Below are 26,855 nucleotides of genomic sequence, written 5' to 3' on the forward strand. Positions count from 1 at the left end.
CATGATTGAAGTAAAAAATTCAACACTTAGTACAGGAGAATTTACTCGAGGCGTATTTGCAACAAGAGATATTGCAAAAGGTGAGCTTTTACATGAAGCTCCTGTTATAGCATATCCAAATGAACAACATGAGTTGATCGAGCAAACTTTATTAGCTGATTATGCATTTGAGTATGGTATAAATCATACATGTATACTTTTAGGTTATGGGATGATGTTTAATCATTCTTATGAACCAAATGCAACATATGATATTAATTTCCCAAATCATACTTTTGATTTTTTTGCTTATAGAGATATAAAAGCCGGAGAAGAGATTTTAATAAACTATAATGGTGAAGTCGATAATGATGATCCGCTCTGGTTTAACGAAGATTATGACGAAGCTGTTGCTAAAATAGCAGCTGAAGAAGCTGAAAAGAAATAAAAAAATGAGCGTATCAACAATTAGGGTATCATTTGTTGGTACGCTCATTTTTTTAGGAAACTTGAACTTCATTTTCCACATATTCTTTTAAATTATTGTATTGTTCTTCATAAATAAACTTACTAAACCTTCCAAATATCTTTGTCATTATTTTATAAAATATATTACTTGGTATTAAACTTGCTTCAACAACCAATCTAGTACCACTATATTCTCGTGTTAGTAAGTATTTTGAAATACTTACTCCTTCCTTCGATGTTGAATGCATAATAATTTTATAGGGCGCTTCATATTCAACAATTTGTGTTTCAACTGTGATGGTTTTTTTCTCTAATTTCTGAACAGTTTTAAAGGAGACGCCTGTTTTATACATATGCTGATCTTCAGCAGACTCGTAGATATTTTCAATAAACATAGTGTTCCACTGTTTAATTTTATCATCATCATTCACATACGAAAATACAATATCTATTGGTGCATCTATATACTCATCGTAACGATAAACTACTATTTCTTCCATTTACGATCCTCATTTCTAGAAAAATCTACTAAACTTATAATATAATGTTTTCTATTATTAAACAACAGAGATTTCACTGTTTCCTTCTTCAGTTTTAATTTAGATGAAGTAATCAATTAGTCTGTTGGTACACACTAAAATGATTTCTTCTCGGTAAGAAAATAAAACAAAGAAATTGACGTTATGTTTAAAAAAGAGAATAATAAAACAATAAATTAACCTACAACCTAGCGTTTAAATAGTCAGGAGAGAATATGATGGATAAAAGAGATGAAAAGAAATGCGTAGATTCACTTGTTATAAAAACAAGCCGGGTTTTTCCAATTGATACAAACAATCATAATACCTTATTTGGCGGAAAGTTAATGAGCTATATCGATGATGTTGCATCAATTTCTGCAGCAAAGCACTCCCGTTGTGATGTTGTTACTGCATCTACAGATTCTGTAGATTTTTTAGTCCCAATCCGCACAAGTGAATCAGTTAGCCTTGAATCTTATGTGTCATCTGTAGGACGATCATCAATTGAGGTATTTGTAAAAGTTATTACTGAAGATTTAATTACTGGTAGACGTCAATTAGCAGCAACCTCATTTTTAACATTTGTTGCGTTGAATCAAGAAGGGAAACCTGTTGTTGTACCAAACGTTGTTCCTGAATCAGATGAAGAAGTAATGCTCTTTAACACTGCACCACAAAGGGTAAAGGTTCGAAAAGAACGCCGTGAACATAGTGAAGCCTTTGCTAATGTAGTTAAGCTTTAATTAAATATAAACACCTATTTAGATTAATCAGTCTGAGGGCTTGTAAATATACTATTTCTACAAACAGGCACAAACCAATAATATGGTTTGTGTTTTTTCTGTATTGCCTAGTTAAGCCAACTTAAAAATTTTTTTCATACACAAAAGAGAATTATTATATGATATTTATATTTACATTGTGATAACAATAAACTAAATCTATTTTTATAAAACTTACCAAAAAAACTACTTACACTCCTTTTAAATTAGTGCTGTTAATATTGATTTCTTTTACAAGAATTCAGTTTCATGCCTTTCACAATCAACAAAGAGCTTAAAATAATCTAAAAAGTTTCATAATAAATTTGAATTAGGCTGAGGTTTTTTAAAGAAGTTTTATCATATACTTATTTATGTGAACTATATATATAGAAGATGCTATTATTTACATTATTTTCACATAAAAAATTACTTTCTTCACATATACCCTATTAGAAAATATGGTATGATTTCGTTATTACTTTAATAGAAGGAGATTTTTCAACATGCTTTTACAAGCTTTACTAATTTTTGTTCTTCAACTGATCTATGTACCAGTACTTACGATGAGAACAATACTTCTAGTTAAAAATCAAACAAAAAGTGCAGCTGGTGTTGGTTTATTAGAAGGGATAATTTATATTGTTAGTTTAATTTTTGTCTTTCAAGATCTTTCTAACATTTATAATATCGTTGCATATATAGTTGGTTTCAGTGTAGGACTGCTTCTAGGCGGAGCACTTGAGCGAAAATTAGCAATTGGTTATATAACATACCAAGCTAATATTCTAGATAAAAATATGGATCTTGTTAATGCACTTCGAACTGCTGGTTTTGGTGTTACTGTTTTTACAGGTGAGGGTATTAACACACCAAGATATCGTCTGGATATTGTAGCAAAGCGTTCAAGAGAAGATGAACTGCTAGAAATTATTGAAAGTTATGAAGAAAAGGCCTTTTTAATGTCCTATGAAATTAGATCATTTAAAGGTGGGTATTTAACAAAGTCAATGAAAAAAAGAGCAGTCAGTTTTTTCAAAAAAAAGAAAAACAACGAAGCTCAACAATAATAACTCGTTTACAGGATAACTTCATACAAAATAAAAGACCCGAATTATTAGGATCAATTGTAATATCACCTAATAATTCGGGTTTATTATTAGCTTAAATACTCTTGTCACAGCACATTAAAAAAACGCCTGTTATCACTATTCTAATATGGCTTTATCGGTAATCCAATATTACCCCTAAACAAAAGCTACTTCTTTAACGTAATACTAAACAATACAATACAAATTGAGTGTAAATCAATTTTAAGACTTGTGATTATTCCTGATTAATTTTATTACTTCATTCTTACTCCACTGATAATGAAACTAGCAACACTGCCTAATAGTCCCCCTCTCACTACATCAAGAGGATAATGAGCACCTACCCAAACACGCGAAATCCCCATAACTGTTGATAAAATAAACATAAATTTCCCTAATACTTTATTATATAGAAAAAAACATGTTGAAAGAGAAAATGCTAACAATGAATGCTTACTTATGTAGGAAGAATCAAGCTTCGAAGGAAGTAAAACATTTACGTGACGTATAATAAATGGTCTAGGACGATATTTCACTTTTTTCACAAGAAAGTTCAAACATAGATTAACTATAATTGTATATACCACATTAAGAAATAGATCTCTTCTTATTTTCTTCGGTTCAGAGATCAATAAGAAAATGAATGCTAAAGGATAAATATATCTCATTTCATTTGATGCGTAGATCATACCTTTATCTACAACTTCACTTTTCCCTGCCATTTTGTTAATAAATTCAAATAACTTTTTGTCCATAATTTCTCTCCTAGATATAGATTCAAGATCTAGTATGAGCAATACATCAGTAAGAAATGTTGTAAAAAACTGGTATACAATACAATCATATTCTTACCAACCTCTTCCCACTCCCATATAACCAAAGTTTCAAAATAATTTTTTTATAAATGAGCACAATATCTTTGAGAAAAACGAAGGGAGGAAAATCTAAAATGACGAATAAAAACGATAATAGAGAACGTAAAAACAAATATCCAAACAATAAAAAGCAGGATGCAGAAATATCTAAAGAGATTAATATAAGAAGCGAAATAACAAAAAAAGATTTAGGTAAATAAAAGCATAAGTCAATAGGAATAGGAAATGATCTTGTTTCCAATTCCTATTTGGCTTATAACCTAGGGGGAGCAATGGTTTTCCCCACAAGTCTATGTTGCCCTAAGCTAAACACTATAACTTACTATTTTTTTGTGATTTTTTTCACATGAAATACCCCAAGTAAAAGTACCTCTTCACATGGAGATGCTGACCTTTTACTTTGGGTTATCACTTTAACTTATATTATCTACCTCTTCTATTGTCTCTACCTGATGATGTTCTTCCGCTTCTCTTTTGATTATCTCCTGTTTGCTTATTTCTAGATGGAGTGTTTCTTTCTTCTTGGTTTCTTCTACTGCTACTTCCACTATTGCTTCTTCCAACAGTAGTATTAGGACGTCTGGATTTTTTTATTTCGTTTTTTCGTTCTTGAGCATAATCCTCACGATCAGGTACACTAATTCCTTTGATTACCTGCTTTTCTAAAGATTGATTTATGCCTTTTTCAATCATTTGAAGAAATTCAACATCTTTAGGAGCGACCAATGTATACGCAACACCCTCTCCACCTGCACGGCCTGTTCGTCCTATTCGATGAACATAGCTTTCTACATCATGAGGGATATCATAGTTAAATACATGTGTTACTCCCTCAACATCTAAACCTCTAGCAGCTACATCTGTCGCAACTAAAAATTGAATTTTTGCGTCACGAAATCGTTTCATTGCTTTTTCTCTTTTAGCTTGTGTTAAGTCACCGTGTAATTCATCTGACTCAAATCCATTTGCAATGAGTGCCTCTTGGAGCTTTTTAGCTCTAATTTTAGTTCTACAAAAAATAATCCCTAGAAATGGTCGTTGCTCTTTTAAAAGATGAATCAACGTATCTTGCTTTCGTCTATCTGTTGTTTCAATGACAATTTGGTTAATTTCTTCAACAGTTACTTTCTTTGCTTTAATTTGAATTGTTTCTGGATTGTTCATATATTTCTTAGCCAAAGCACGTATTTCACTTTGCATCGTTGCTGAAAATAACATGGTTTGTCTTGATGAAAGTGTTTCATAAATAATATTCTCAACTTCAGGTAAAAAGCCCATATGTAACATTTGATCTGCTTCATCTAACACAAACATTCTTACAGTAGAAAGATCAATTGTTCCGCGTCTAATATGATCGAGTAATCTCCCAGGTGTTGCAACAACTATGTGCTGTGAGCCTTTTAGTTTTTTCAGTTGTTGCTCAACATCTTGTCCACCGTACACAGCAAGTACGTTAACACCTTCAAGGTTTTCAATCATTTTCTTTGTTTCTTTTGAAATCTGTTGTGCTAATTCACGTGTAGGAGTTAAGATTAACGTTTGAACTTCTGAGCTTTCAACATCAATTCTTTCTAATATCGGGAGAACAAAGGCTAGTGTTTTCCCTGTACCAGTCTGTGCTTGAGCAATTATATCTTTTCCCTCAAGAACAAGTGGTATCGTTTTTTCCTGAATAGGTGTAGGATTTATAAGTCCTAAAGACTTTAATGTATGATTAATTTGTTTTTGAATTCCTAATTGTAAAAAATCTGGCAAGCTGATCACATCTCTTTTCTATTTTAATTCTTGTTTTTGACAAATGCTTAATAACTATAGCATATTAAATAGTATTTTACAGATTGATTATATTTATCATATAACATTTTTATTAAACTTCTAAATTTAACTCCTGTAAATTCCGTGTTTTTTTGTATCAGGCAAGACTATTCGTAACAACTTCATTTTTAAATACATAATTACATAGTTGTCCTACATAGCCTTTAAGGTGGTTTAATTTAAAAGGAGGTTTTTTTCAATGACGAATAATAATGATGAAAGAAATAATGGATTAATTAAAGGTGTAGCAAATGAAGCTAATGATTTTGTTCACAACATCTTAGATACTTCAGGAAAAATTGTGAAATCAGTTTCTGGTGAAGGTGGTCTCGTAGGGAAAACTGTTGACTCTTCAGGAAGAATTGTAAAAAAAATCTCTGACACAGGTAATAATGTAATTGGTCAAACCGTTGATAGTTCTTCAAAAGTATTTAAAAATGTAACTGATAAAGCATTTAAAAAGAACAAATAAAATACATTGAATATTAATTAAATAACATAGGGAGCCTTCTATTTGTTCATGAAGGCTCTAAATTAATTTTCTCTGAATAAGAAAAAATAAACTGTTGTTTTATCTGAGTAAATTAGCACTTAGGGCACATTATAAAATTTAAAGTTTTTTTACTTCCTCATGGTGTAAATGCTCACGTAACAAAAACTTCTGAATCTTACCACTAGCATTTCGCGGTAATTCTTCTACAAAAATATATCGTCTTGGTCTTTTATAAGGAGCAAGTTTCTCAGAATTTTTACAAAACAATTCAAGTTCCACAGCTGTTACATTTTGTCGCTTTTTCACCACAATAGCAATTACACGCTCACCCCAAAGTTCATCAGGCTCTCCAAGAACAGCAACATCTAATATTCCATCATGCTCATAGAGGTAATCTTCTACTTCACGTGGATAGATATTTTCTCCACCACTTATAACCATATCATCAACTCGATCTGCGACATATAAATATCCATCATGATCTACATAACCTAAATCACCAGAATGATACCACCCTTTATATAATGCTTTTTCAGTTGCTTCTTCTCTATTAAAATACCCAATCATCATACAAGGACCTTTTACTATAATTTCACCAACCTCACCTGCTGGTAGTATATCCTCTGGCTCTGATGGTCCATTATCATTCGGTTTAACAATTCGAATTTCGTGATTAAAACAAGCTCTTCCAGCTGATCCTGCTTTTGTAAGCTGCTCTTCTTTACCTAAAAAAGTTATTGCCGGCCCCATCTCTGTCATACCGTATGCTTGTACAAGGTCTATTCCTAACCTCTCTTTACAGGCATTAACCAAAATTGGCGCCATTGGGGCAGCTCCGTATAAACCTATCTTTAATGAAGATATATCATAATCATCAAGTTTTTCTTGAAGTAGCATATTCCACATAGTAGGTGCAGCAAATAACATCGTTATCCGTTCCTCTTTTATTTCTTCAAGAACTTTGTTCGGATCAAAATGATGGATAATCACATTTGTAGCACCAGCATGAACACGCGGTAAAAAACTACAATGAAGTTCAGCACAATGAAACATAGGTGCAGTTACTAAGCCCACATCTTCAGTTTTAATACCTATTGAACTTATACAAATTAAACTTTGTTCAACCATATCGCGATGTCGATGCATCACACCTTTAGGACGACCAGTTGTTCCACTAGTATACATAATAGCATAGGTATCATTTTCGGACAGATCTAATGAGGTAGGATTGGCAGGTAAAGCAAGCTGGGTAATTTCATGATAGCTTGAAGCATAGGAAGGGATTGGTTCATCAATTGACCAAAATGCCATATTTGGAAATTGTGCATGAACTTTTGTTATTTCATCTTCGAGAGCTTTCTCAAACACAATTATCTTAGGTGCAGCATCTTTTAAAATATAAGCTATTTCTTCAGCTTTTAAACGAAAATTAATTGGATTAAGAATTGCCCCAATTTTTGCTGTCGCAAAATACACTGTAGCTAGTTCATACGTATTAAATAACAATGTTGATACCCTATCACCTTTCCTAACTCCTGCAGAAGATAAAGCATTGGCAAGTTTATTTACCTGCTCATTCCACTGATTATAAGTCCAACGAATATTTCTAGAACGATCTACTAGAGCTAATTTGTTACCGAATTTCAACACTGTTTGTTCATATAATTCACCGATTGTTAAGTACACACACATTCCTCCCTTTACTAAGAAAGCGGTTACATCGTAATTTAACTTAGGCTCTGTATATGTTTATTTCTAGCCTAGAAATGAAATTCCTTGTTTTTTAAAAAAGTTCCGTTAGCTTAATTTTTTCTTACACAGATTTTCAACTTCGTGACGGAATCTTATATTATTCGATAGTAAAACTATAAAAAAATTCAAAAAAACCTGAGTTGAATCCTATAGGATTCACTCAGGCTCAGCTTAACTACCCATTTTTCTTCGAGTATTAGAAGGCTTTTTCGATTGTTGGCTTTTCATTTTTTGATTAGCACCTAGCCCTTTATTCTTTGATTGATTACCATTTTCTTGAGCTGACTTCTTATTAGCAAGCTGTTGTTTCATAAGCTCTTGCAAACTTACCTTCTTTTTTTCTGATGTATTTTGATCATTTTTTTCCATGATTAATCTCCTTTTATATCAAATCTCTTTATTCATTATAATATATATTAAAGATTTTAACACCTACATAAAATTATAAACATTATGAACATAGATTATTTAATGATTTTAAATTTTAATAATAATATTTGGTTGTCAAAATTAATAAATTTAATAGAATAAAATAAATTTTGATAATACGATTGACTTTATCACTTTTTTATAAAAAGCAACTTTGAGTGATTGAATTATATTTTGGAATCATTGGAATTTGTTCAATTATTTTTATTAAAAACTTTTCAAAAAAATATTTTTCTTTGTATTTTAGATAAGCTTATATTTCTCAAGTGAAAATTTAATTGTGACAATAGTTTCAAATCATCTACATTGACATTTTCCAGTAAATTCTTTATCATTATATTGTAAACGCTTACAAATTAGAGGTGATGGTATGTATAATGTTTCAAATTTAATTAATACATCAAAAGTAAAGATCATCGATGCTCTTTTACTTAATAATATTTATAAAATGCCTGATGGAAGACAATTTTATGAAGCATCAGAGGAAGAACTAGCAGACGTTCTATATATTCACGAGCAAGAACACTAAATACTCACTAAGGGTTAGATCCAATAATTGAATCTAACCCCCTTATAAATAAAGCAGGTTTCCTTTTCTTACTGTCTCTCAACATAACTCTTTGATTAGAAAATAATGATTTTGATTAATAAATCTTTTCATTATGAGAAAAACTAAAACAAGTTATTAAGAAAGAAGGTTTCTGAGATGAAAAAGGAAGAAAACTGCATTGAAGAAGAAGATTACATAAGTCATATGCTAAATGAACAAATTACAAGAATTTGTGTGACAGAAGAAGTTGAACGAATGAGAGAAGAAAATGATCTTAATGAAAAAGACAATGAGATTCAATAATCCCATTGTCTTTTTCATTGCACATAGTCCATTTTGCGGTAGACTTACGGCATTTTTTGTCCACGAGCTGATGTAAATAATGAATACCATTCCTCACGAGTCATATCCTCAGATTGATGTACTGCTTCAGCACAATTGGAAATACGTTCTGGATTTGTCGTCCCGATAACAGGCTGAATTGATGCAGGATGTCTCATTAACCAACCAAGAACGATCGCTTCTTTCGTCGTATTTTTTTCATTAGCCATCTTCTCTACTAATTCAATCGTTTTTAGATCAGCTTCTGATAAGTTATCCAACTTGCGCCCAGTATACATACCATTTGCTAAAGGAGACCATGCTTGAAGCTGAATATTCTCCAAACGACTATGCTCCATTATTCCATCTGCAAAGTTTACACTGTTACCAGCTTTTTGATTCACTAATATCCCTTGCTCCACAAAATCATTTCTTCTTAAACTCATTTCAAGTTGATTCACAATCATTTGCTCAGAGCTGTATGCTTCAATTAATTTTATTTGTGCAGAACTCATATTGGAGACTCCAAAGTGACGAACTTTTCCGGAAGTTTTCAATTCTTCAAATGCTTCTGCTACTACCTCTGGCTCAATTAGTGGATCTGGTCGATGTAAAAGCAATATATCTATATACTCTGTATGTAATCGACCTAAAATAGCGTCAACAGATGACAATATATGATTTTTTGAAAAATCATATCGTTGTGGTCCTAATTCATCCTGAAAGCGGATACCACATTTTGATTGAATAACCATATTTTCACGTAATGATGGTCGAGTATTTAGTATTTCTCCAAACACCTTTTCTGCTTTTCCCATTGTATAGATATCTGCATGATCAAACATAGTAATCCCAATAGCTTGAGCTGCATCAATTGCTTTTTCTGCTTTAAGAATATCTTCACTTGTAATGGGATCTGAATTCCACCCACCACCAAAGCCCATACATCCTAAAATAAGACGACTACTTGTAATTTCACGTTTTTGTAACGGCATAATTGATTTCATTACAATCCTCCTCTAATATTTAGATTAACTTGTTCCGTTTATACATTTAATAGACTATACTAATTAATCTTCAAAGAAAAGTAGTTGTATAATATGATCTCTAATAGATATTTTCAAAAAAAGACCCTTTACTTTTTATCGTGCACCTCTGCAATCACATTGATTAAACTTTGATCTCCAGGAGCATCATGACCAATTTCCCATATCATCATCCCACCTAAGCCATTGTCACTAGCTAATTTGGTTTTTCTTTGTATGGTTTTTATACCATTATAATGATATATAACTTGATTAATAATTGCCCGATCTCGTTCTGAATTTGTACTGTTATGTTTAATGATTTCATTGTAAGCTAATTGAGCCTCATTTTCTTCCTCTGGCTGAGCATAAAAAGGAACACCTAATACAAGTTTATTTCTTGGAATATCAAGAGAATCAAACAAATTTACCCAATAATCTACAATATCCCGTGTGAAGGAAAAAGGTGATAAAAAAGCTGCATCATATTGATCATCCCATTGCCCATCATACGCCATAATATTTACATGATCTACATATTTAAACATCTCTGTATCATATACAATGCTATTAACTTCCTCACCTGTTACACTATGTACTTTTGAATAGACTGCAATTGAAAGCTCCTTTGATTCTTTATGAAGTTGCTTGCTTAACTCCTGGATAAACGCTACCAATGCCTCTGAATCCTCTTGTGTCCGTGGATGCTCAAAATCGATATCAATGCCGTCAAGAGCCTGCTGCTTTGTTATCTTCATTATTTCATTGATCAAATTTTCGCGGGAGAATTCCCGTGATATCGCCTCTTTAAAATATTCATAAGACGTACCTCCCTGAATATGATACCAGCCCCCAACTGCTAGAAATACCTTAGTGTTATCTTGTTCTGCCTTTTCTTTAATAGTTTGTAAATTTGCCATTGCTGCTTCTCCATTCATCAGTAGCTTTCCATCTTTGGTAGGATGTGCGAATGAAAAGATAACATGAGTAAGCCCTTTTAAATTGATTACTAAAGGATCACGAAAATCCTGCACATATCCAATAATCTTTGTTCCACCAATTTCAGGTGCTTCTTTTGTCATGATATAATTCTTTGAATTTTGTTCACTCTCTAATTTTTCATGAAACTTTGTAAAATAGGTCCCAAGCACAAATCCTCCAACAAAAACAAGAAAAGTAATAGAAAATAACAAGTATTTATTTTGCAATCACAACTCACCCCCTTAGCATCATATTCTTCCCAACATCAAAACCCTTTTTTCTTCGCAAGAGGCTCTACAATTTTATCCATTATCAATTTAATGATCTTCCACGACAACTTCTTGCTTAAAGATAAATGTTTTTGATAAAAATAAGTGTATTCAATTTCTTGAACAGATCCACGTTTTCTTTTGAATTCACCAGCACCAGCACTACGATGTCCTATATAATGGTGACCCATAATCTGTTGAGTAATAAGAAACGAAAGAACCCTATATAAGCCATCGCTTTTCTCTCTTGTTGTTTCGTACCCTAAAATAGGTGTTGTTAATACATTACCTCTGATTAACATGCCTACAATTCCTAAGACAATGTCATTTTTACAGATAAGCTTAAAGCTAAATAATTGATTTAAATAGATATTTCGATAAAAGTCCAATGTAAACTGAGGATTATTAGCAGAGTATTTTTGTATATATAATGAATTATATAGCTCTCGAATTCTTTCAATATCCACTTCAGCTACTTGTTTCACTTGATAGTTCTTATTTAAAATTATCTTTTCATCTTGTTTGAGAAGTTTTTTTTGTTTAGCAGTAAGCTGGTTGTCTTGATTTAGATTAAATAAATAGATGGAGCGTGACATTACGTTTTGATAACCTATTTCTTGTAGAAACTTACTTAAGTTATGGTGTAAACTATTGTTTATAGATCGAAAAAGAATTGTATGTTGTTTAAATTTCTCCGTTAAAAAGAGCGTTAACCTCTGCAATTGGTCAAAGGAAAGTGAAGGTTCTAGTAAATTTGTTGATAAAAACCAATTATTCACAACAACTACTTTATTGATATTACTTTTTTGTAAAACAAAACCCAAACCGTCAATAATAGCTCCTAAAAGCTTTTCAAGGGGTTTATTATGAAGCTCCCATAGCTCTTCCTTTGCATAGCTTATATAGTGAGTAAAAGGTGACGCTACATATGAATTGGTAAACTCAGTATCGTTAACTGAAAGTGGAAGGATAATATCATCAATCTCAACTAAGTAAAGATCAGCTTTAACATTTTCAATGAATTTAGATACCCCATTTTTCATTAATGGCTCGAAATATTGTTTTATCAACCTACCATCTTTTATACTTCCCCAATCAATTTCATCCATTGTGAGCTCATCATACATTTTGATCATGATGATTTTCCTTTAAAAGACTTTCAATTCGCTTTAATTTCCGATCAGAAGGTTTTAGGTCGTAAGGAAGAAAAGAAAAAGAAGGTATAATTAATTCATATGATTTCCAAAGCTTGACCATTTCTGCCCTCACTTCCTCTTTCACTTCCTCTAGTTGTCCATTCACTTTTAAGTGAATATTAATTTTCAGCATATCAACTTGTATTACTTTATATTCAACAATCTTATCTGAAGCAAACATTATAGCTCTTCTAATAAAATCTGGAAAAAGAGTACATCTATCAGTACTTGTATTTTTTAACCCTAAAAAAAGATCATCACAACGACCATCAATTCTTTGCAAGGCAAGAAAAGGAGATCCACAGGGACATGGTGCTTTGCTTTCAATTAAAATATCATTTAAGCGATATCTAATAATAGGCTGTGTTGTTCTGGTAAAATCAGATATTATCGGTACAAATATTCCTTTTTCTTCATCTAAATATTCTTTATGTATCATGACAATATCTTCATTCATATGAAGAGTTCCATGTGAACAAGTAGCCGCTAAAAATCCTTCTGTACTTTGATAAACTTGATGAAGCTTTTGATTATAAATCTTTTCAATATAATATTTATCTATATCCTCTAACACTTCTGCAACTGAAACAATTTTACTTGGACTTACGTTAATTATTTTTTGCTCCTGCCACTCTGCAAGTAATCTTAAAAAAGAAGGAGGACCTATGATTATTGTAGGTTGAAGATCATTTAGCTTTTTTTGATGTGCTATAAACTCATCTAGTAAATCAAAATAGTGGAATGTTATTCTTCCATTCTCTGTTGATGAGTACAAATTATTATTTGCTCTTAAAAAAAAAGCTATTTTATGATGCTCAAATAAATGTCCTGGAAGTAATTTAGCTAATACTGTTCCAACCCACTTTGCTGATTCTTTATCACTGATAAGAAATATCCCTCTGTTTCCACTAGTACCTGATGAAAGACCCATTGAAATACCGTTAAGCTTTGGTGAGAAATCCCTTGTCTTTTCAGCTTCTAATGCAAGGTGATAGGCTTGATCTTTATTGATATTAGCCGTATTTAACGTATTGAAATTTTCCATCATTTCACGTTTAGAAATAATCGGGAGATGCTCCAAGTTACCATCAAAATGCGTTATCTTAGCTTGATAAAACTCCCTATAAAAAGCTGAATGCTTAAAAACAAAAGCCATATGCCTTTTTATTTGTATTTTTTGGTAATGCTCTAATTGTTTACGCGTCTTAAATTTTCTTAGATATTTTGTTTTAAAATAATGCTTCATTATTTCTATTTTATTCATAAATATATCCTTCTTTTGCAAGATTCGCAGTTTTTTTACAATGAGTAGGTAAGATATCAATTTCTGGTGCTTGTTTTGATAATTCATGAAGCTTCAATACATTATTCTTATAAGAATTGACATCTTCAATTAATAAATTTGCAATTTTATGAGGAAAAATAGCGTTTTCGTATGCTTCACTTACCCAAACGGCATCAGCACAAAGTAATACTTTTTTACCACTATCAAGCTGAACAAAAAGTCCACATTGACCAATTGCGTGTCCAGTTAAATCAATTGCAATCACTGAATTGTCACCAAAAAGATCTCTTCCTTCATAAAAAGGTCCATAGCTATTGTCTAACTTTATTAGATCACAATCATTAATGAACTTTATTCGTTTTTCAATATCTTTTGGTAATATCTCTAATAAACAGCCCTTCATCAGAGCCTGTAGGTTTGTTAATCCACTGATATTTGTAAACGCTTCTTTAGATGTTAGAATATTTGCCTTAGGAAAATCCTTTAAGCCTGCTGTATGATCACCATGAAAATGCGACAAGATAACCGTTGAAATTTCGTCAGCACTTATCCCATCAGACTCCAATTGATTTTTTAACGACTGTTGCTCCCCAAAGTATACAGGTGTTAATTTCGAATAAATGGAATAAGGAAATTTTTTTGTTTCTTGTAAAAAATAAGAAGCATATCCTGTATCAAACAATATATATCCTTTTTTAGGATGTTTTAATAATGCAGCAGTAGCTGAAAATGTAATTGTTTTGAGAGACTTTCTCGGATTTACGACTTTTTCTGGATGTGTACAATATCCGCACTCATATATTTTTAATGAATTAATTGGCATATCGTTTCCACCATTCGGTAAATTTCTGTGTGCCTTTTTCTATCGTTACTGCTGGTTTATAACCTAATTCTTCTTTCGCTTTTTGAATGTCTAGTGTTTGCGATTGTGAAAGCACACTAACTGTATATCTTGTGAGAATTGGTTCTTTTCCACCTAAGAAAATCATTGAGCTATATTCTAACAATTGTGCAATAAGAAAAGCCTGTTTGTAGGAAATCTCTTTATATGTAAATTCCTTTTCTAGCTGTTTCATAACATCTTCTAAAATGCTATATAAATTCACTCGTTCTCCATTTGTTATATTGTATTTTTCTCCTAATGTTTCATTACTCGAATTCATACATAAAAGCAATGCATCGACAACATTTTCAACATACGTTAAGTCAATCTCTACATTGCCACTACCGATCTTTGGAAACATACCTTTTTCACAAACTTTAATTAACCTTGGTAATATTGCGTTATCACCTGGTCCAAATATTGCCCTAGGTCGAATGATGATTGTTGGAAGTCCTTCTTGAAATGCTTTGTCCACTTCAATTTCTGCAAGATATTTTGTTTTTGCATAATGATTCACAAACCTCTCTGGCAAGGAATCTGTTTCCTTCACATTTACTCTTTCATCATAATAAAATGAAATACTTGGTGTTGAAACATGAATAAGTCGTTTTACATTTGCTTGTTTACAACCTTCAATCACATTTTTGGTTCCCTCAACATTCGCTAAATAAAAATCTTTATATCTTCCCCAAGGTGATGAAAGAGCACCACAATGGAAAACAAATTGTTGGTTCTGACACAACTGAAGAATTTGTTCTTTATTTTCTAAGGCTGCCTTTTTAAAATGTATACCCTTAGTTGATAGAAATCTACCAATATCAGAATTACGACCAACTCCTGTAACATGATAGCCTAATGATACAAGTCGCAGTGCTAATTTTTGACCTAGAAAACCGGTAGCACCTGTTACTAAAACGTTCAAAGAATTTCACCATCCCAGCTGATATCACTTGTTGATTGTGTAAGTATGTTTTGTTTATTTCTTCTACTTTCTGTCCACAGTTGGAAAATACTAACGAATTGATAAAAAAAGGGGGTCTTATCATAACTTCGATAAGTGATATCTTTATAGAAAATCAGAATATACATCCAGCGTTTAAATGTTTTTAGAGATTTTATTTGTTTTGTTCCGTACAGAAGTAAGCCTAGCTTTATTGCTTCCTTACTATTCTTTTTGGGATATATCAATTGTTTATTTTCGTTTGTGATAACATCAGTTAATTCATGATCGAATAAGTGTAAACCACTGGTTGCTCTCGGATTACATTCAATTGGAATAGCACGGTCATATTCATCAATAATAAAATCAAATGAAATCTGCCCGGTAAAATAAAGTTTTTTCACGATAGCTGCAACTAACAATTCAATATCATTTCTATCATGGTGTTCAAAAGAAAGTGCGGCACCTATACCAGCAGGAAATTCAGTTTTATAAACAGTATGTGCTACAATTATCCCTTGCTTCACAATTGAATAAGAACAATATTGCTCTCCCGTTATTTTTTCTTGAAGAAGCCATGTTGAATCAAAAGAAACATCGTCTGGTAATTCGTTAATAGAGTTTATAAATAAAACAGAATCTCCAAACCTTGAAAAAACCCTTTTTGCAACTAATTCTCCTTTTACTTTATTCTCCAAATCTTTCAAAATCGTTTTATTTGTTAGTAACCAGGTTTCAGGAACCTTGTATCCTAGGTTCTTGAGCAAACTGATACACTTATATTTATTATGGAGCACTAGTAGCTTTTGAATATCATCAACAAAAACTTCACAATCTTCACTAAGCACCTTCCGATATTGTGCTATATAAAAAATTTCCTCACATGTTGGTAGGAGTAGATTAATATTGTTTTGTTTAATAATTTTCTTCAATGCTTTAATAAATTCTAACGTTTTATATTTAGGTGACGGTAAAAGGTAGAATTCCAAAATACTATTCGACTTTTTCGATATTGCATATGAAACACTATCTGCTGCATATACTTCATATCCTGCTTTTTTGAACATTCTGCATAAATGAAGACTTACTGGAGCTCTTACACCTGTAATTAATATCTTTTTTGGCTTTGATAATTCAATACTCAAGAATTATTCCTCCAATAGATAAACCAGCAGACGTTCCTAGTAATAAGACATAATCTCCTCTTTTAATTTTATCTTGCTTTACCGCTTCATATAAAGCCATAGGAATTGACGCTGCAATCATGTTTCCATAGTTCTCAATAATACTCATAAATCGCTCTTCTGGAACTTCCAGTTTTTTTCGAATGATTTTCATTGCGGATGCACTCGCTTGATGAGGAATAACAAGGTTTATATCAGACATTGATAAACTTGTATTTTTAAATAAACGCTCTAAAAAAGCTGGTAAATATTTATATGACAATTTAAAGATCCCTCTGCCATTCATATTAAAAAGAAAATCCCCAGCTGTATTTTCATCATAAAGTCTCGGATGGATTTTAGTTCCTCCTCCTCTTATTTCCGATAAATGTGCACCTTCACTATACGTTTCCATATGCGAACTAATTATTCCAGATTGAGTAGTGGATTTCGTTAAAACAACAGCAACTGCACCATCCCCAAACAAAATACTACTTTCCTTTTGAGACCAATCCAAGCCAACAGAAGATATTTCTGAAGAGATTAGTAACACATTTTTATATTTGCCTGCGTCAATTGGGTATGAGATCATATCCAAAGCAGTTACAAAGCTTAAACATGTAGAGTTTACATCAAAACAAGGAATGCCAGATTGCTCAAGACCTAGCTGTTTTTGTATTAATGAAGCATTACAAGGAATTGCCTGTTCAACCGTCCCACTCGCACTGATTATACAATCAATATCAGAAAATGTAAGACCTGCCTGATCTAATGCATTAATTGCTGCATGAGCCCCCATATATGAAGCTGTTTCTTCTTCTATAAAATACCGTTTCTTTACACCTGACTTTTTTTCGGACCAACCATTAGGAGCAGAGATTTTGCGATCTATCTCGTCGGAATGGACCGTTCTCTTTGGAACATACGAACCAATACCAATTATTTTTATATGACGTTTCATTACTAGCACCTCAGAAATATTTCTTATTCTATTATTATATTAGCTCTTTTGAACCTGTAAGATAAATCCTTTGAAATAAGATTTACTTTTAAAAACCCCTGATCTTAAGCTATCAAACAGTGAAAATGTAATAGGAAGATATTCATATGTTATTTTACCTCTTATTTCTAATTTGGAAAATACTATCTTTTAGCTATAATAAAATAAAAATCCTAGAGTTAATTAAAACCCTAGGATGTAGAAATTTATTCACTTACAAGAATATCAATAAAAAGATAGGCATTTTCAGTAATTGGATAAGAGAAGGTCTGAACAGCCTCACCTGATTCAATATCACTATACGTATCAGATAGAATACCTTTTGATTCTTCGTCCATTCGCACTAAGTTTTCAATAAAGAATGGTCTCCAACTCCAATTTCTTCCTTTATAATCATTGTTCAGAATCCAAACGTCATTATTTCTCGTTACGTTTGAAGAAATTTGATAGCCATGATCATCTGTAATATATATTCTTATACAAAAGGAATCTAATTTTCCAGCAACATTTATAGTCCAACTATCCAAATCAAATACATCTTCCATTGGTAATTCCTTAATTAATTTCTCTACTTCAAAGTTTAAATGATAAGCAAGACGATACTCAGATTGATATTTCTTCCTTTCTAACTGGATGAAATTATAAATATCCTTTTTAAAGCGATCTTTAAAGGTTTTTTTCTCTAAGAATGAAGAATCTGGTTTTGCTAAGAAATATCCCTGGTAATAACGACCATTATTTTTCCAAGAATAGTGAAACTGTTCACGATCTTCTACTGCTTCAAACAGCAATTCAGCACCAATTTTTCGGGATAATAATGCTAATGAGTATAAAACACCATCATATGAGGTTGAATGTTCATGATTTTTAAGTGCCTGAATATCAACTTTAAGAATATCTGGTTCAAGCATTGCTATTCGATCAAGATTGCTAGCCCCAATTCCTACATCATCAATCGCAATTTTCACACCCATCGATTTAAGCTTTTTACAAAGAGTTACAACCTTGTGCATAACCCCTTTAACATTATGCTCTGTCACTTCTATGACAATTTGAGAAAGATCTAAGCCCTTATTTTTATATGTGATCAGTCTAGATAGGAGACTCTCATCTTGATCTATTAAAATATGATTAACATTAACATTAATAAATAAAAGTGTTTTCTCATTGTGCTTTAAAAGATATTCTAATGCTACTGTTTGTATATATCCATCCACTTGCAAACTAAATTCTATAGGTACAGTTGGATCATGGAAAAATGCTCCAAGACTCTTTATTCCATTATTTGTTTCAATTCTCCCTAAAACTTCATAGCCTATAACCATATGACTGTCTGCACTAAAAATGGCCTGATAATAAGGCTTTACTTTACTCAAATCTGTTATGATATCTAATGCATTCACCTAATCATCTCCGACAAAATAATAAACTCATTCACATGTCAGTAATTATAACATATAATGTCAACGTTAATGAATAGAATGCTATTTTTTATCTATTATATGCAGGTTGTGCTTGGATCTTTTTCATAAAAGTACTTCTTGCGAAAAACGGATACGTTATAGCTGTCAAAAGTAATATAATACCAGATAATTCCATTGTTAAAATGACATTTAATTTAGTACCAACTAATCCACCTATTAGTGTTCCTGTTAATATATATAAATTAAAAAAGGAATAAAAGATTGCCGTTCCTCTCCCCCTAATCATCTCAGGTATATTCTGCAGAAATATAGTGCTAGTCGGAATTATTAATAGTGCATTGGTAAGTCCAAGGAACAAGCACCAAACTATCAATATCCCAAGATATATTTGCAATTCTAAAAAGAAGACTTTCTCAACAACGAACACGAACATATTACATAGACCTAGAGCAACAATTGAAGCATATAAAAATTTATAATGAGTGTATTTTTTTATTAAAACAGAACTAATTATTGCTCCTACTACAGTTCCGAAAGCATATACACCCTCCATTAAGCCAAACTCAAGATTTGTAAGTTGAAATACTTGTAGAAGTACCGCTTTATAATTCGTTAAAAACATTCCTACTGAAATCAAAACTGGTAATAATAAAATCATTAAAAAGAGCAAAATTGGTACTCTGAACATTTCAGAAACACCTATGAGTAACTGTTTCACATAAGAATGGTTCTGGGTGGAAACTTCTTGCTTTCTAATAACAGTTAGGCTCAAGATTAATGTTGCTGAAACGATATAAGAGATCGCATCAAGAAATAATACGATTGTAATAGATTGAAAAGCTAGTAAAACACCGGCAATAATTGGTCCTGCTAGCTTTATAACAGCTAGTGTTGTTTGAAACAACGCAATACTCTCAGGTATACGGTGAAATCCTACGATAGTAGGGATAGAAGCCATCCTTGCAGGCTCAAAGATAGCGGTACCGACTCCCTGAAGACAAACAAGCACAATCAATAAAGTTGGACTTTCAATAAAAGCCATCATACAAAACACAATAAAACACCTGAAAATATCAGCATAAAACATCACCCATCCTCTTGAAAATTTATCAATGAGCGGTCCAACAAAAGGTCCAAGAATAACACCTGGTAACAATTGCGCTACGAACACTAAGCTGATCAAAAACGGACTAGCTGTTGTTGTTCCAATTAAAAATAACACAGCAGTTAAAGTCATAACATCTCCTAAAAAAGAAACGACAACCGCCAACCAATAGCGTATATAAATTTTATCCTTTAAAAGTGTTAGCATGTATTTACCTCCTTATTAGGATTTTACTAGCAAACATATTTGCAGTTTCTATCGCATTTCAGATATCCGTTGTATTAAATGTAATACTGAAATAAAATGAATAAAAGTGAAAAAAATTTATAGTTTTTGCACCTTTTATTTGAATGGAGAAAATCATGAAAAAAATTGAGTATTTATTGTTATTAAGAAATGAGTTTATCATGAGGAAAAATAACGAAGAAATTAAGGTTACTTCTAAGGAACTATCAAGTATTTTATCTACTTCAGACAGAAATACAATTTACTTGATAAAAAATTTCATGTTCATGAATTATCTTAAATGGATTCCTGGAAAAGGTAGAGGAAATCGGTCTTCACTTATATTTTCTCTGACCTTTACAGAGGTTGCTAGCTTGTATGTTAAGGAAATGGTAACTGAAAATAAAGTAAAAGATGTCATCAATTTTGCCAATTCATATTTATCAGAAGACGGACTACACGAGATTTACCGCCTCCTACATCAATCACTTGGACCACAAATAGAAATAAAAGATTCAGAGCTTACTAGCAGAATAAAACTGTTGATTCCACAAGAAATATCAACTTTGGATCCCATAAATGTGCAATTGTACTCAGAGGCACATCTAATAAGTCAAATATACAATACCCTTGTTATATTCGATGAAAAGCAAGAGAAACTGTTGCCTTCACTAGCTTATGATTGGCAACCAAAGGAAGGTGGAAAGAAGTGGACTTTTCTTTTAAGAAAGTCAGTGCAGTTTCATAGTGGTGATTTTCTTACGTCAAAGGATATAGCTTTTACTTTTAATAAACTACTTAATACTCCCTGTTCTACTATTCATTCCTTAATTAAAGATATTAAGGAAGTAGAAATTCTAAGTGATCATATTATTAGGTTTCATCTAACAGAAGTAAATTACTTTTTCCCAAGAGTCATTTCGTCTTTTCAATGTGCCATTTTACATCATCTCTATGATCATAGAGATAAGCCAAATGGCACAGGTCCTTTTTTTGTAAAAAAACATGATCAGCAATTTATTCAATTAGAAGCATTTCAGTTTTATTTCCAAGAAAGAGCACTAATAGACCAAGTAGACATTTGGATGGATAAATTTTCACAACAGATACCTAATAATATGTCGCAATTAGAAACAACAGCTATTGAATCTAAGACAGAAGACATAACACATCACCAACAACTATTAGGTAGTAGATTTTTGATTTTTAATTCTGTGAAAAAATGTCCAGTTCTAGATAAAAATCTTCGTCTATCACTCATAAACTTAGTCAATCCTACAACAATGATTAAAGAACTAGGTGGCAATCGCATCTCAATAGCGAATAGTTTTCTACCAAAGATTAGTGTAAATAGTAAAACGAAGAACTTCTCTATAGAAAGAGCTAAGAATTTTCTAAAGGAAAGTAATTATTCTGGGGAAACCCTACAACTATTTTATTTTCATTTAAACGAAGGTCATGAAACTGCTTCATGGATAAAAAAGCAAGCAGAATACATTGGTTTATCAATCAATATTAATCCAATTTCACCTGAAGCAATTCCTAAGCTTCAGGTGAACAGTCATGCTGATTTTATCCTTTTTTCATCTATATTAAGTAAAGACACTGAATTAAGCTTATTAACGCTTTTCGAAAGTGAGTTCTCTTTTATAAGACCTTATTTACCAAAAGAAGTAAAGAAATATATTGACAACCAATTAAGATTTTTTAAGCGAAGTGAAGATACAAACGAAAGATATCAATCATTACTGAAAATCGAAAGTTATTTAAAGGAAAACTTAGTTCTTCATTTTTTGTACCATTCAACTAATACACTAAATTATCAATCTCATGTAAAAGGAATGGAATTTAATTCATATGGTTTAATAGATTTCAAAAAGATTTGGATTCAACCTGATTTTTTATGATAAGTTTTTTTGAGAACATTTAGATAATAAACTGCATTAATTGGAAGAATAATAAGAGCAAAAGCAAAAATGTATTTTAAAATGAAATGCGTAGAACAATTTCATTTGATTAATCAAGGCTCTTTTCTGAAAGATTGTTGCTATGTAACCAAAATTTACAGTAGTTACAGTGTATTTTCACATATAAAGCTAACATTTGATGAAGAAAAGATGCAACTAGACTGACTACTGTGCTGATTTCTCGAGTATATAATAGCAACAAAGTTTGCGAAAACAGCCTTAAACAAAAAGAAGCTATCCAAAGCAATTTAATTGGTAGCCTCTTTTCATTAATTATTTAGTGGCAATTTTCTAATCATTACGATGAGAACTGTTATTTTCTTGATTGATAGTCAGGAGCAATTAATATTCCTATTAACACCAGTCCATATCCACTCATACGATAAATTCGATTATCATCTAAATTAGATGTTATATACAAACCAAAAATAGTGATAAACATCCCAATTAATGCGATCATGATGCCTACTATTATTCTTTTCATTTTAATACCATCCCTTTATAATTGAACAGAATTTTCGTGATTATGATCTTTTTTTCGTTTAAGAGTAATATTAGTACCAAACCTTAACACTTTTTCCACAGGACCCATTTTAAAATATTTAAGATACCACGAGCTAACATACAGTTGTAGCGTAAATACTCCTAGAGCTATCAAACTAGCATTTATTAGTCCAAGCTTTCCAAATTGTCCAAGTCCATAGCCATAGAAAATAAATGTAAAGATTATTGTTTGAAGTAGATAATTACTTAGTGAGAGTACCCCAATATCTTCAAACTTTTTAACTAATTTGTAGTTTTGAGTAATGGTATATAATAATGCAAACAAACAGATATATCCTAAAGCTAAGAGATTTCCTCCAAGCATCCCCATTACCCCACTCCATGAACCATCTGGAACAAATAAATAAACACTTTTGAAAATAATGCCAATAGGCAACAAAACAGAGGCTCCAACACAATAATAGATCTTCTCTCTTTCTAAATTCATGAACCAGTTTCTTTTAGCAGCATACATACCAATTAAAAATAATGATGCGGAGAATATAGGCATAAGTAAAACAATAATGAAAAATAACTCATCTGAAAGATCAAGTGGCATTTCAGTTATTCGATGATGCCTAATCTCTGAATAGCTGCCGTTTCCATAAACATCAATTGTTTGAAGAACATACTCTTTCATTTGATTTTTTTCTGAAGGAGTTTCTTCAATAACACCTCCATAACCTATTAATGAAGTGAGAAAAAGTAATAGCATCCCCCATATTAATAAGGTTTTTGGCTTTCTATTTAAAAACATTAAAAGAAAGATCATCATACATCCATAAAAAAGTAATATATCTCCTTCCCATAAAAACTCTGAATGAAGGAAACCAAGAACCACTAAGATGATTGCTCTTTTTATAAAGGTCCTTTTTATTTTCATTCCTTTCATCTGTAAGCTCTCATTCATCTTTATCATGGAATAACCAAAAAGAAATGTGAAAATTGGCATAAAGCTACTTTCAACAAAAATCTTTATAACATAATAAAACACTTTATCGTTGGGTGAAACAGAATAATATTGAAGCTCATCTTTTCCCCATATTCCATATTGAAAGATCAACATATTTGCCAGCAAAATACCTAACAAACTAAAACCTCTCAAAGCATCTATTGCTTTAACTCTTGAAGTTTTCATTTTCAACCCTCTTCTCACATTGATACATTTACTTTACTTTCTCAAGCTTTCGTAAAAGAAACCACCATATTACGAGCGGTTAAATTTTTACAATTTTGTTTAACTTCTGGTAAGGTTCATATGCTAGGATTGTTGTGAGGTGACACAAGATGGAAGATAAAAGAATACTAATTGTTGATGACGAGAAAGCCATCGTAAAAATGTTGGAAACAGTATTGAGAAAGGAAGGTTTTCAACTAATAAATAAAGCTTTTTGTATAAAAGATGCATTACAAATTTTACAGAATCATACTGTTGACATTATTATTTTAGATGTCATGCTACCAGATCAAAGTGGATTTGATGCTTTACCAAAAATAAGACAACTATCACAAGCATATGTCTTGTTTTTAACTGCAAAAACTTCTGATTTGGATGTTTTAACTGGTTTTGCAATCGGTGGCGATGATTATGTAACAAAGCCATTTAATCCGTTAGAAATTGTAGCTAGATTAAAAGCTTTCTTAAGAAGAACAACAAAAATGACTCAGTTACAAGAATATGCCATTACTAAATATGATTTTGGTCGTTTTATTCTTTTTTCCGAATCAGGAGAATTATTTGTTGAGAATCAACCTGTCCTTTGTCCTGCACAAGTGTATATGTTGTTATTATATTTTTGTAAACATCCTAATAAAATTTTATCAAAAACAGAATTACTTGAAGCTGTTTGGGGATTTGATCATTATGGTGATGATAATACTGTGGCCGTGCATATTCGCAGAATTAGAGAAAGAATTGAGCAAGATCCTAGTAACCCAAAACTACTCATTACAGTAAGGGGTTTAGGTTATAAATTAGTGAGGACTTCCTAATGAAATCACTTAGAAATAGATTAATCTTTCATTTTTCATTACAATTCATTTGCATTTCTATTGCTATTGCATTAATTGTCGTTATTTTATTTATGTTACTTTTAACACATATTGTAAACGAAGAGTTAAAAATGAATCTTACTGAAGGTTCACTCGAAGGAATCATAACTGAAACAGAAATTAAAAATGATCAAGCTGTTATTCCCCAAAATTGGAGAGGATTGCTTAAGAAAAAAAAGATGTGGGTTCAAATTATTAATAAAAACGGTCGTGTCATTGAAAGTTATAATACCCCCTCTGACATTCCAAAATATTATTCAATTAGTGAAATTCATACAATCAATCAAACAAAAATGGTAAATGAATATACTACTGTTTCTGATCTTGATACTACATATGCGGAGCCTTATTACTTTATACTCGGTTTTGATGATTTACAAACAAAAAAACTAAAAAATCTTTTCTCTACCTATAGTGTTAATGGCAAAATTCCACAAAAGGATCTGCAAGAGATAGATAAAACATTACTAAAAAATAATGAAACAATTCATGTTATAAATGGTAATGGAGATATTATCCAATCTGTCGGGAACAAGGATGATCATATTGATCAATACCTACCTTTAGATTTATTAGTTAGAGAAAAAGTACCTGGTCTTTACTTATCAGGAACCTCTTTTTATCACGATCCTATTTCAGATTTAATATGGTTACACATAACTCCAAAAGAAAAAGAAGAACCGTCTAAGTTAACTACCTTAGAACAATTTGTTATTGCAACTGTTATAGTAGGCGCTACAGTTTTTACCCTTACAATCTCACTTTCTATATGGAACGGGTTTCGTTATGGACAGCCTTTATTAATTTTCACAAGCTGGCTAGAACGAATGGGTAACAGACAGTATGACGAAGTATTAACTGAAAAGGAACGCAAAAAAATATTCCGTAGAAATGGTAAAGTACGTGTAAGGTACCGTTTATATCGAGAAGTAATAAACGCATTTTATGAAATGACAGAAAGACTATCAGCTTCAGAAAAAGAAAAACAACAATTAGAAAAAACGAGAGAAGAATGGATAACCGGAATTTCACATGATTTAAGAACTCCCCTTTCTTCAATGAAAGGTTATGGCCATATCCTTGAAAGTGGTCATTATGATTGGTCTAAAGAGGAATTAATTGAGATTGGAAATACCATTATTGAAAAAAGTGACTATATGCATACTCTTGTAGAGGATTTTATGCTAACATTTCAGTTAAAAAATAAAGCACTTCCCCTCACAATCGAGCTTACTAACATAAATTGTATAACAAATAATATAGTAACTAAATTTCAGAAAGATAGAACTATTACCAATACATCTTTTTATTTTCAACAAAGCTGTGAAGCAACCTATGTAGCAATTGATAAAAAATGGTTCGAAAGAATGGTGGATAACTTAATATTTAATAGTATTAAACACAACCCTCCAGGTGTTCTGATTACAGTAACCGTAAAGTATGAATCTGCTACAAACTGTACAATTTTATCTATAAAGGATAATGGAATAGGAATGGATAATAACACACGTGAACAATTATTTAGTCGCTATCATAGAGGAACTAGTACAGAAGAAAAAGTCGATGGTACTGGCTTGGGAATGAACATCGCTAAAGGAATTGCAGAATTACATAAAGCCACAATCGATGTAGAAACAGAATTAAATAAAGGAACAATTGTTAAAATAAGTTTCCCTCCGTCTTAAAAAAAGACCATTTCATTACATACGTGTTGGAATAGTTTATTTACCAATGTTCCAACA

At 31.6% G+C, this 26,855-nt stretch carries 27 protein-coding genes; 10 read left to right on the forward strand and 17 right to left on the reverse strand.

Annotated elements, in window-relative coordinates; genetic code table 11:
- Position 1: 1 nt before the first annotated feature.
- A complete protein-coding gene (locus FS935_RS05415) occupies positions 2 to 427 on the forward strand; it encodes an SET domain-containing protein (RefSeq protein WP_146946566.1) in 426 nt (141 codons plus the stop codon).
- A gap of 52 nt (positions 428 to 479) precedes the next feature.
- Here the strand turns inward: FS935_RS05415 and FS935_RS05420 are convergent, their stop codons facing one another.
- The gene (locus FS935_RS05420) at positions 480 to 947 is read right to left on the reverse strand and encodes an SRPBCC family protein (protein ID WP_146946567.1); all 468 of its coding nucleotides are present in this window, start codon (positions 945 to 947) and stop codon (positions 480 to 482) included.
- 257 nt (positions 948 to 1,204) lie between these two features.
- Between FS935_RS05420 and FS935_RS05425 the strand changes: the two genes are divergently transcribed.
- On the forward strand, positions 1,205 to 1,711 hold the full coding sequence (locus FS935_RS05425) for an acyl-CoA thioesterase (RefSeq protein WP_193559349.1): 507 nt from the start codon (positions 1,205 to 1,207) through the stop codon (positions 1,709 to 1,711).
- 524 nt (positions 1,712 to 2,235) lie between these two features.
- On the forward strand, positions 2,236 to 2,799 hold the full coding sequence (locus tag FS935_RS05430; RefSeq protein WP_146946569.1) for a DUF2179 domain-containing protein: 564 nt from the start codon (positions 2,236 to 2,238) through the stop codon (positions 2,797 to 2,799).
- Positions 2,800 to 3,074: 275 nt separating this feature from the next.
- Here FS935_RS05430 and FS935_RS05435 read toward each other — a convergent pair whose 3' ends face one another.
- The gene (locus FS935_RS05435) at positions 3,075 to 3,575 is read right to left on the reverse strand and encodes a phosphatase PAP2 family protein (protein ID WP_146946570.1); all 501 of its coding nucleotides are present in this window, start codon (positions 3,573 to 3,575) and stop codon (positions 3,075 to 3,077) included.
- Positions 3,576 to 3,769: 194 nt separating this feature from the next.
- Between FS935_RS05435 and FS935_RS24160 the strand changes: the two genes are divergently transcribed.
- Positions 3,770 to 3,895, forward strand: coding sequence for a hypothetical protein (locus tag FS935_RS24160; RefSeq protein ID WP_275669572.1), 126 nt, complete (start codon positions 3,770 to 3,772; stop codon positions 3,893 to 3,895).
- A 223-nt stretch (positions 3,896 to 4,118) separates the two neighbouring features.
- Here FS935_RS24160 and FS935_RS05440 read toward each other — a convergent pair whose 3' ends face one another.
- The gene (locus FS935_RS05440; protein WP_146946571.1) at positions 4,119 to 5,450 is read right to left on the reverse strand and encodes a DEAD/DEAH box helicase; all 1,332 of its coding nucleotides are present in this window, start codon (positions 5,448 to 5,450) and stop codon (positions 4,119 to 4,121) included.
- A gap of 259 nt (positions 5,451 to 5,709) precedes the next feature.
- On the opposite strand from FS935_RS05440, the gene FS935_RS05445 reads away from it, so the two are divergent.
- Positions 5,710 to 5,982 (forward strand): hypothetical protein, encoded by a 273-nt coding sequence (locus FS935_RS05445; RefSeq protein ID WP_146946572.1) that lies wholly within the window; start codon positions 5,710 to 5,712, stop codon positions 5,980 to 5,982.
- Positions 5,983 to 6,120: 138 nt separating this feature from the next.
- Here the strand turns inward: FS935_RS05445 and FS935_RS05450 are convergent, their stop codons facing one another.
- Both FS935_RS05450 and FS935_RS05455 read right to left on the reverse strand, forming a co-directional pair.
- Complete coding sequence (locus tag FS935_RS05450) at positions 6,121 to 7,689, reverse strand: fatty acid--CoA ligase (RefSeq protein ID WP_146946573.1); 1,569 nt, start codon at positions 7,687 to 7,689, stop codon at positions 6,121 to 6,123.
- Positions 7,690 to 7,926: 237 nt separating this feature from the next.
- Positions 7,927 to 8,124: a hypothetical protein gene (locus tag FS935_RS05455; RefSeq protein ID WP_146946574.1), complete on the reverse strand. Its 198-nt coding sequence runs from the start codon at positions 8,122 to 8,124 to the stop codon at positions 7,927 to 7,929.
- A 430-nt stretch (positions 8,125 to 8,554) separates the two neighbouring features.
- On the opposite strand from FS935_RS05455, the gene FS935_RS05460 reads away from it, so the two are divergent.
- Together FS935_RS05460 and FS935_RS23380 are read left to right on the forward strand one after the other, a co-directional pair.
- Positions 8,555 to 8,713, forward strand: coding sequence for a Fur-regulated basic protein FbpA (locus FS935_RS05460; protein WP_146946575.1), 159 nt, complete (start codon positions 8,555 to 8,557; stop codon positions 8,711 to 8,713).
- A gap of 177 nt (positions 8,714 to 8,890) precedes the next feature.
- Positions 8,891 to 9,037 (forward strand): hypothetical protein, encoded by a 147-nt coding sequence (locus tag FS935_RS23380; protein ID WP_158638546.1) that lies wholly within the window; start codon positions 8,891 to 8,893, stop codon positions 9,035 to 9,037.
- Between the two features lie 44 nt (positions 9,038 to 9,081).
- Here FS935_RS23380 and FS935_RS05465 read toward each other — a convergent pair whose 3' ends face one another.
- The 10 genes from FS935_RS05465 to FS935_RS05510 all read right to left on the reverse strand — a co-directional run bounded on the left by FS935_RS05465 (position 9,082) and on the right by FS935_RS05510 (position 20,533).
- Positions 9,082 to 10,062 (reverse strand): aldo/keto reductase, encoded by a 981-nt coding sequence (locus FS935_RS05465; protein WP_146946576.1) that lies wholly within the window; start codon positions 10,060 to 10,062, stop codon positions 9,082 to 9,084.
- A 128-nt stretch (positions 10,063 to 10,190) separates the two neighbouring features.
- The gene (locus tag FS935_RS05470; protein WP_146946577.1) at positions 10,191 to 11,288 is read right to left on the reverse strand and encodes a glycoside hydrolase family 18 protein; all 1,098 of its coding nucleotides are present in this window, start codon (positions 11,286 to 11,288) and stop codon (positions 10,191 to 10,193) included.
- Positions 11,289 to 11,326: 38 nt separating this feature from the next.
- Positions 11,327 to 12,466, reverse strand: a complete 1,140-nt coding sequence (locus FS935_RS05475; RefSeq protein ID WP_146946578.1) for a hypothetical protein — start codon at positions 12,464 to 12,466, stop codon at positions 11,327 to 11,329.
- Positions 12,450 to 13,790 (reverse strand): F390 synthetase-related protein, encoded by a 1,341-nt coding sequence (locus FS935_RS05480; RefSeq protein ID WP_146946579.1) that lies wholly within the window; start codon positions 13,788 to 13,790, stop codon positions 12,450 to 12,452. Before FS935_RS05480 ends, FS935_RS05475 begins: the two co-directional genes overlap by 17 nt.
- On the reverse strand, positions 13,783 to 14,634 hold the full coding sequence (locus tag FS935_RS05485; RefSeq protein WP_146946580.1) for an MBL fold metallo-hydrolase: 852 nt from the start codon (positions 14,632 to 14,634) through the stop codon (positions 13,783 to 13,785). Before FS935_RS05485 ends, FS935_RS05480 begins: the two co-directional genes overlap by 8 nt.
- The gene (locus FS935_RS05490; RefSeq protein ID WP_146946581.1) at positions 14,624 to 15,616 is read right to left on the reverse strand and encodes an NAD-dependent epimerase/dehydratase family protein; all 993 of its coding nucleotides are present in this window, start codon (positions 15,614 to 15,616) and stop codon (positions 14,624 to 14,626) included. The genes FS935_RS05485 and FS935_RS05490 overlap by 11 nt, the downstream gene beginning before the upstream one ends.
- On the reverse strand, positions 15,613 to 16,779 hold the full coding sequence (locus tag FS935_RS05495; RefSeq protein WP_240050829.1) for an ATP-grasp domain-containing protein: 1,167 nt from the start codon (positions 16,777 to 16,779) through the stop codon (positions 15,613 to 15,615). The genes FS935_RS05490 and FS935_RS05495 overlap by 4 nt, the downstream gene beginning before the upstream one ends.
- A complete protein-coding gene (locus tag FS935_RS05500) occupies positions 16,769 to 17,758 on the reverse strand; it encodes a beta-ketoacyl-ACP synthase III (protein ID WP_146946582.1) in 990 nt (329 codons plus the stop codon). Before FS935_RS05500 ends, FS935_RS05495 begins: the two co-directional genes overlap by 11 nt.
- 245 nt (positions 17,759 to 18,003) lie before the next feature.
- A complete protein-coding gene (locus tag FS935_RS05505) occupies positions 18,004 to 19,200 on the reverse strand; it encodes an EAL domain-containing protein (RefSeq protein ID WP_146946583.1) in 1,197 nt (398 codons plus the stop codon).
- Between the two features lie 88 nt (positions 19,201 to 19,288).
- The gene (locus tag FS935_RS05510) at positions 19,289 to 20,533 is read right to left on the reverse strand and encodes an MFS transporter (protein WP_146946584.1); all 1,245 of its coding nucleotides are present in this window, start codon (positions 20,531 to 20,533) and stop codon (positions 19,289 to 19,291) included.
- Positions 20,534 to 20,688: 155 nt separating this feature from the next.
- On the opposite strand from FS935_RS05510, the gene FS935_RS05515 reads away from it, so the two are divergent.
- Entirely contained in the window at positions 20,689 to 22,458 is a 1,770-nt protein-coding gene (locus tag FS935_RS05515) for an ABC transporter substrate-binding protein (RefSeq protein ID WP_158638547.1), read from the forward strand.
- A gap of 373 nt (positions 22,459 to 22,831) precedes the next feature.
- On the opposite strand, the gene FS935_RS23385 is transcribed toward FS935_RS05515, so the two are convergent.
- Both FS935_RS23385 and FS935_RS05520 read right to left on the reverse strand, forming a co-directional pair.
- Complete coding sequence (locus FS935_RS23385) at positions 22,832 to 23,002, reverse strand: hypothetical protein (RefSeq protein ID WP_158638548.1); 171 nt, start codon at positions 23,000 to 23,002, stop codon at positions 22,832 to 22,834.
- Positions 23,003 to 23,017: 15 nt separating this feature from the next.
- Positions 23,018 to 24,199 (reverse strand): DUF418 domain-containing protein, encoded by a 1,182-nt coding sequence (locus FS935_RS05520; RefSeq protein WP_240050830.1) that lies wholly within the window; start codon positions 24,197 to 24,199, stop codon positions 23,018 to 23,020.
- A gap of 149 nt (positions 24,200 to 24,348) precedes the next feature.
- On the opposite strand from FS935_RS05520, the gene FS935_RS05525 reads away from it, so the two are divergent.
- Together FS935_RS05525 and FS935_RS05530 are read left to right on the forward strand one after the other, a co-directional pair.
- Positions 24,349 to 25,053, forward strand: coding sequence for a response regulator transcription factor (locus tag FS935_RS05525; protein ID WP_146946587.1), 705 nt, complete (start codon positions 24,349 to 24,351; stop codon positions 25,051 to 25,053).
- On the forward strand, positions 25,053 to 26,798 hold the full coding sequence (locus tag FS935_RS05530) for a sensor histidine kinase (RefSeq protein ID WP_146946588.1): 1,746 nt from the start codon (positions 25,053 to 25,055) through the stop codon (positions 26,796 to 26,798). Before FS935_RS05525 ends, FS935_RS05530 begins: the two co-directional genes overlap by 1 nt.
- Positions 26,799 to 26,855: the final 57 nt, after the last annotated feature.

It is taken from the genome of Metabacillus litoralis (assembly GCF_007994985.1).
In the GTDB taxonomy this organism is placed as follows: Bacteria; Bacillota; Bacilli; order Bacillales; family Bacillaceae; genus Metabacillus; species Metabacillus litoralis.

Bases quoted from the DNA above. Each gene is read 5' to 3' on its own strand.
- FS935_RS05415 (WP_146946566.1), top strand. From the start codon at position 2: ATGATTGAAGTAAAAAATTCAACACTTAGTACAGGAGAATTTACTCGA.
- FS935_RS05420 (WP_146946567.1), bottom strand. From the start codon at position 947: ATGGAAGAAATAGTAGTTTATCGTTACGATGAGTATATAGATGCACCA.
- FS935_RS05425 (WP_193559349.1), top strand. From the start codon at position 1,205: ATGGATAAAAGAGATGAAAAGAAATGCGTAGATTCACTTGTTATAAAA.
- FS935_RS05430 (WP_146946569.1), top strand. From the start codon at position 2,236: ATGCTTTTACAAGCTTTACTAATTTTTGTTCTTCAACTGATCTATGTA.
- FS935_RS05435 (WP_146946570.1), bottom strand. From the start codon at position 3,575: ATGGACAAAAAGTTATTTGAATTTATTAACAAAATGGCAGGGAAAAGT.
- FS935_RS24160 (WP_275669572.1), top strand. From the start codon at position 3,770: ATGACGAATAAAAACGATAATAGAGAACGTAAAAACAAATATCCAAAC.
- FS935_RS05445 (WP_146946572.1), top strand. From the start codon at position 5,710: ATGACGAATAATAATGATGAAAGAAATAATGGATTAATTAAAGGTGTA.
- FS935_RS05455 (WP_146946574.1), bottom strand. From the start codon at position 8,124: ATGGAAAAAAATGATCAAAATACATCAGAAAAAAAGAAGGTAAGTTTG.
- FS935_RS05460 (WP_146946575.1), top strand. From the start codon at position 8,555: ATGTATAATGTTTCAAATTTAATTAATACATCAAAAGTAAAGATCATC.
- FS935_RS23380 (WP_158638546.1), top strand. From the start codon at position 8,891: ATGAAAAAGGAAGAAAACTGCATTGAAGAAGAAGATTACATAAGTCAT.
- FS935_RS05465 (WP_146946576.1), bottom strand. From the start codon at position 10,062: ATGAAATCAATTATGCCGTTACAAAAACGTGAAATTACAAGTAGTCGT.
- FS935_RS05475 (WP_146946578.1), bottom strand. From the start codon at position 12,466: ATGATCAAAATGTATGATGAGCTCACAATGGATGAAATTGATTGGGGA.
- FS935_RS05480 (WP_146946579.1), bottom strand. From the start codon at position 13,790: ATGAATAAAATAGAAATAATGAAGCATTATTTTAAAACAAAATATCTA.
- FS935_RS05485 (WP_146946580.1), bottom strand. From the start codon at position 14,634: ATGCCAATTAATTCATTAAAAATATATGAGTGCGGATATTGTACACAT.
- FS935_RS05500 (WP_146946582.1), bottom strand. From the start codon at position 17,758: ATGAAACGTCATATAAAAATAATTGGTATTGGTTCGTATGTTCCAAAG.
- FS935_RS05510 (WP_146946584.1), bottom strand. From the start codon at position 20,533: ATGCTAACACTTTTAAAGGATAAAATTTATATACGCTATTGGTTGGCG.
- FS935_RS05515 (WP_158638547.1), top strand. From the start codon at position 20,689: ATGAAAAAAATTGAGTATTTATTGTTATTAAGAAATGAGTTTATCATG.
- FS935_RS23385 (WP_158638548.1), bottom strand. From the start codon at position 23,002: ATGAAAAGAATAATAGTAGGCATCATGATCGCATTAATTGGGATGTTT.
- FS935_RS05520 (WP_240050830.1), bottom strand. From the start codon at position 24,199: ATGAAAACTTCAAGAGTTAAAGCAATAGATGCTTTGAGAGGTTTTAGT.
- FS935_RS05525 (WP_146946587.1), top strand. From the start codon at position 24,349: ATGGAAGATAAAAGAATACTAATTGTTGATGACGAGAAAGCCATCGTA.
- FS935_RS05530 (WP_146946588.1), top strand. From the start codon at position 25,053: ATGAAATCACTTAGAAATAGATTAATCTTTCATTTTTCATTACAATTC.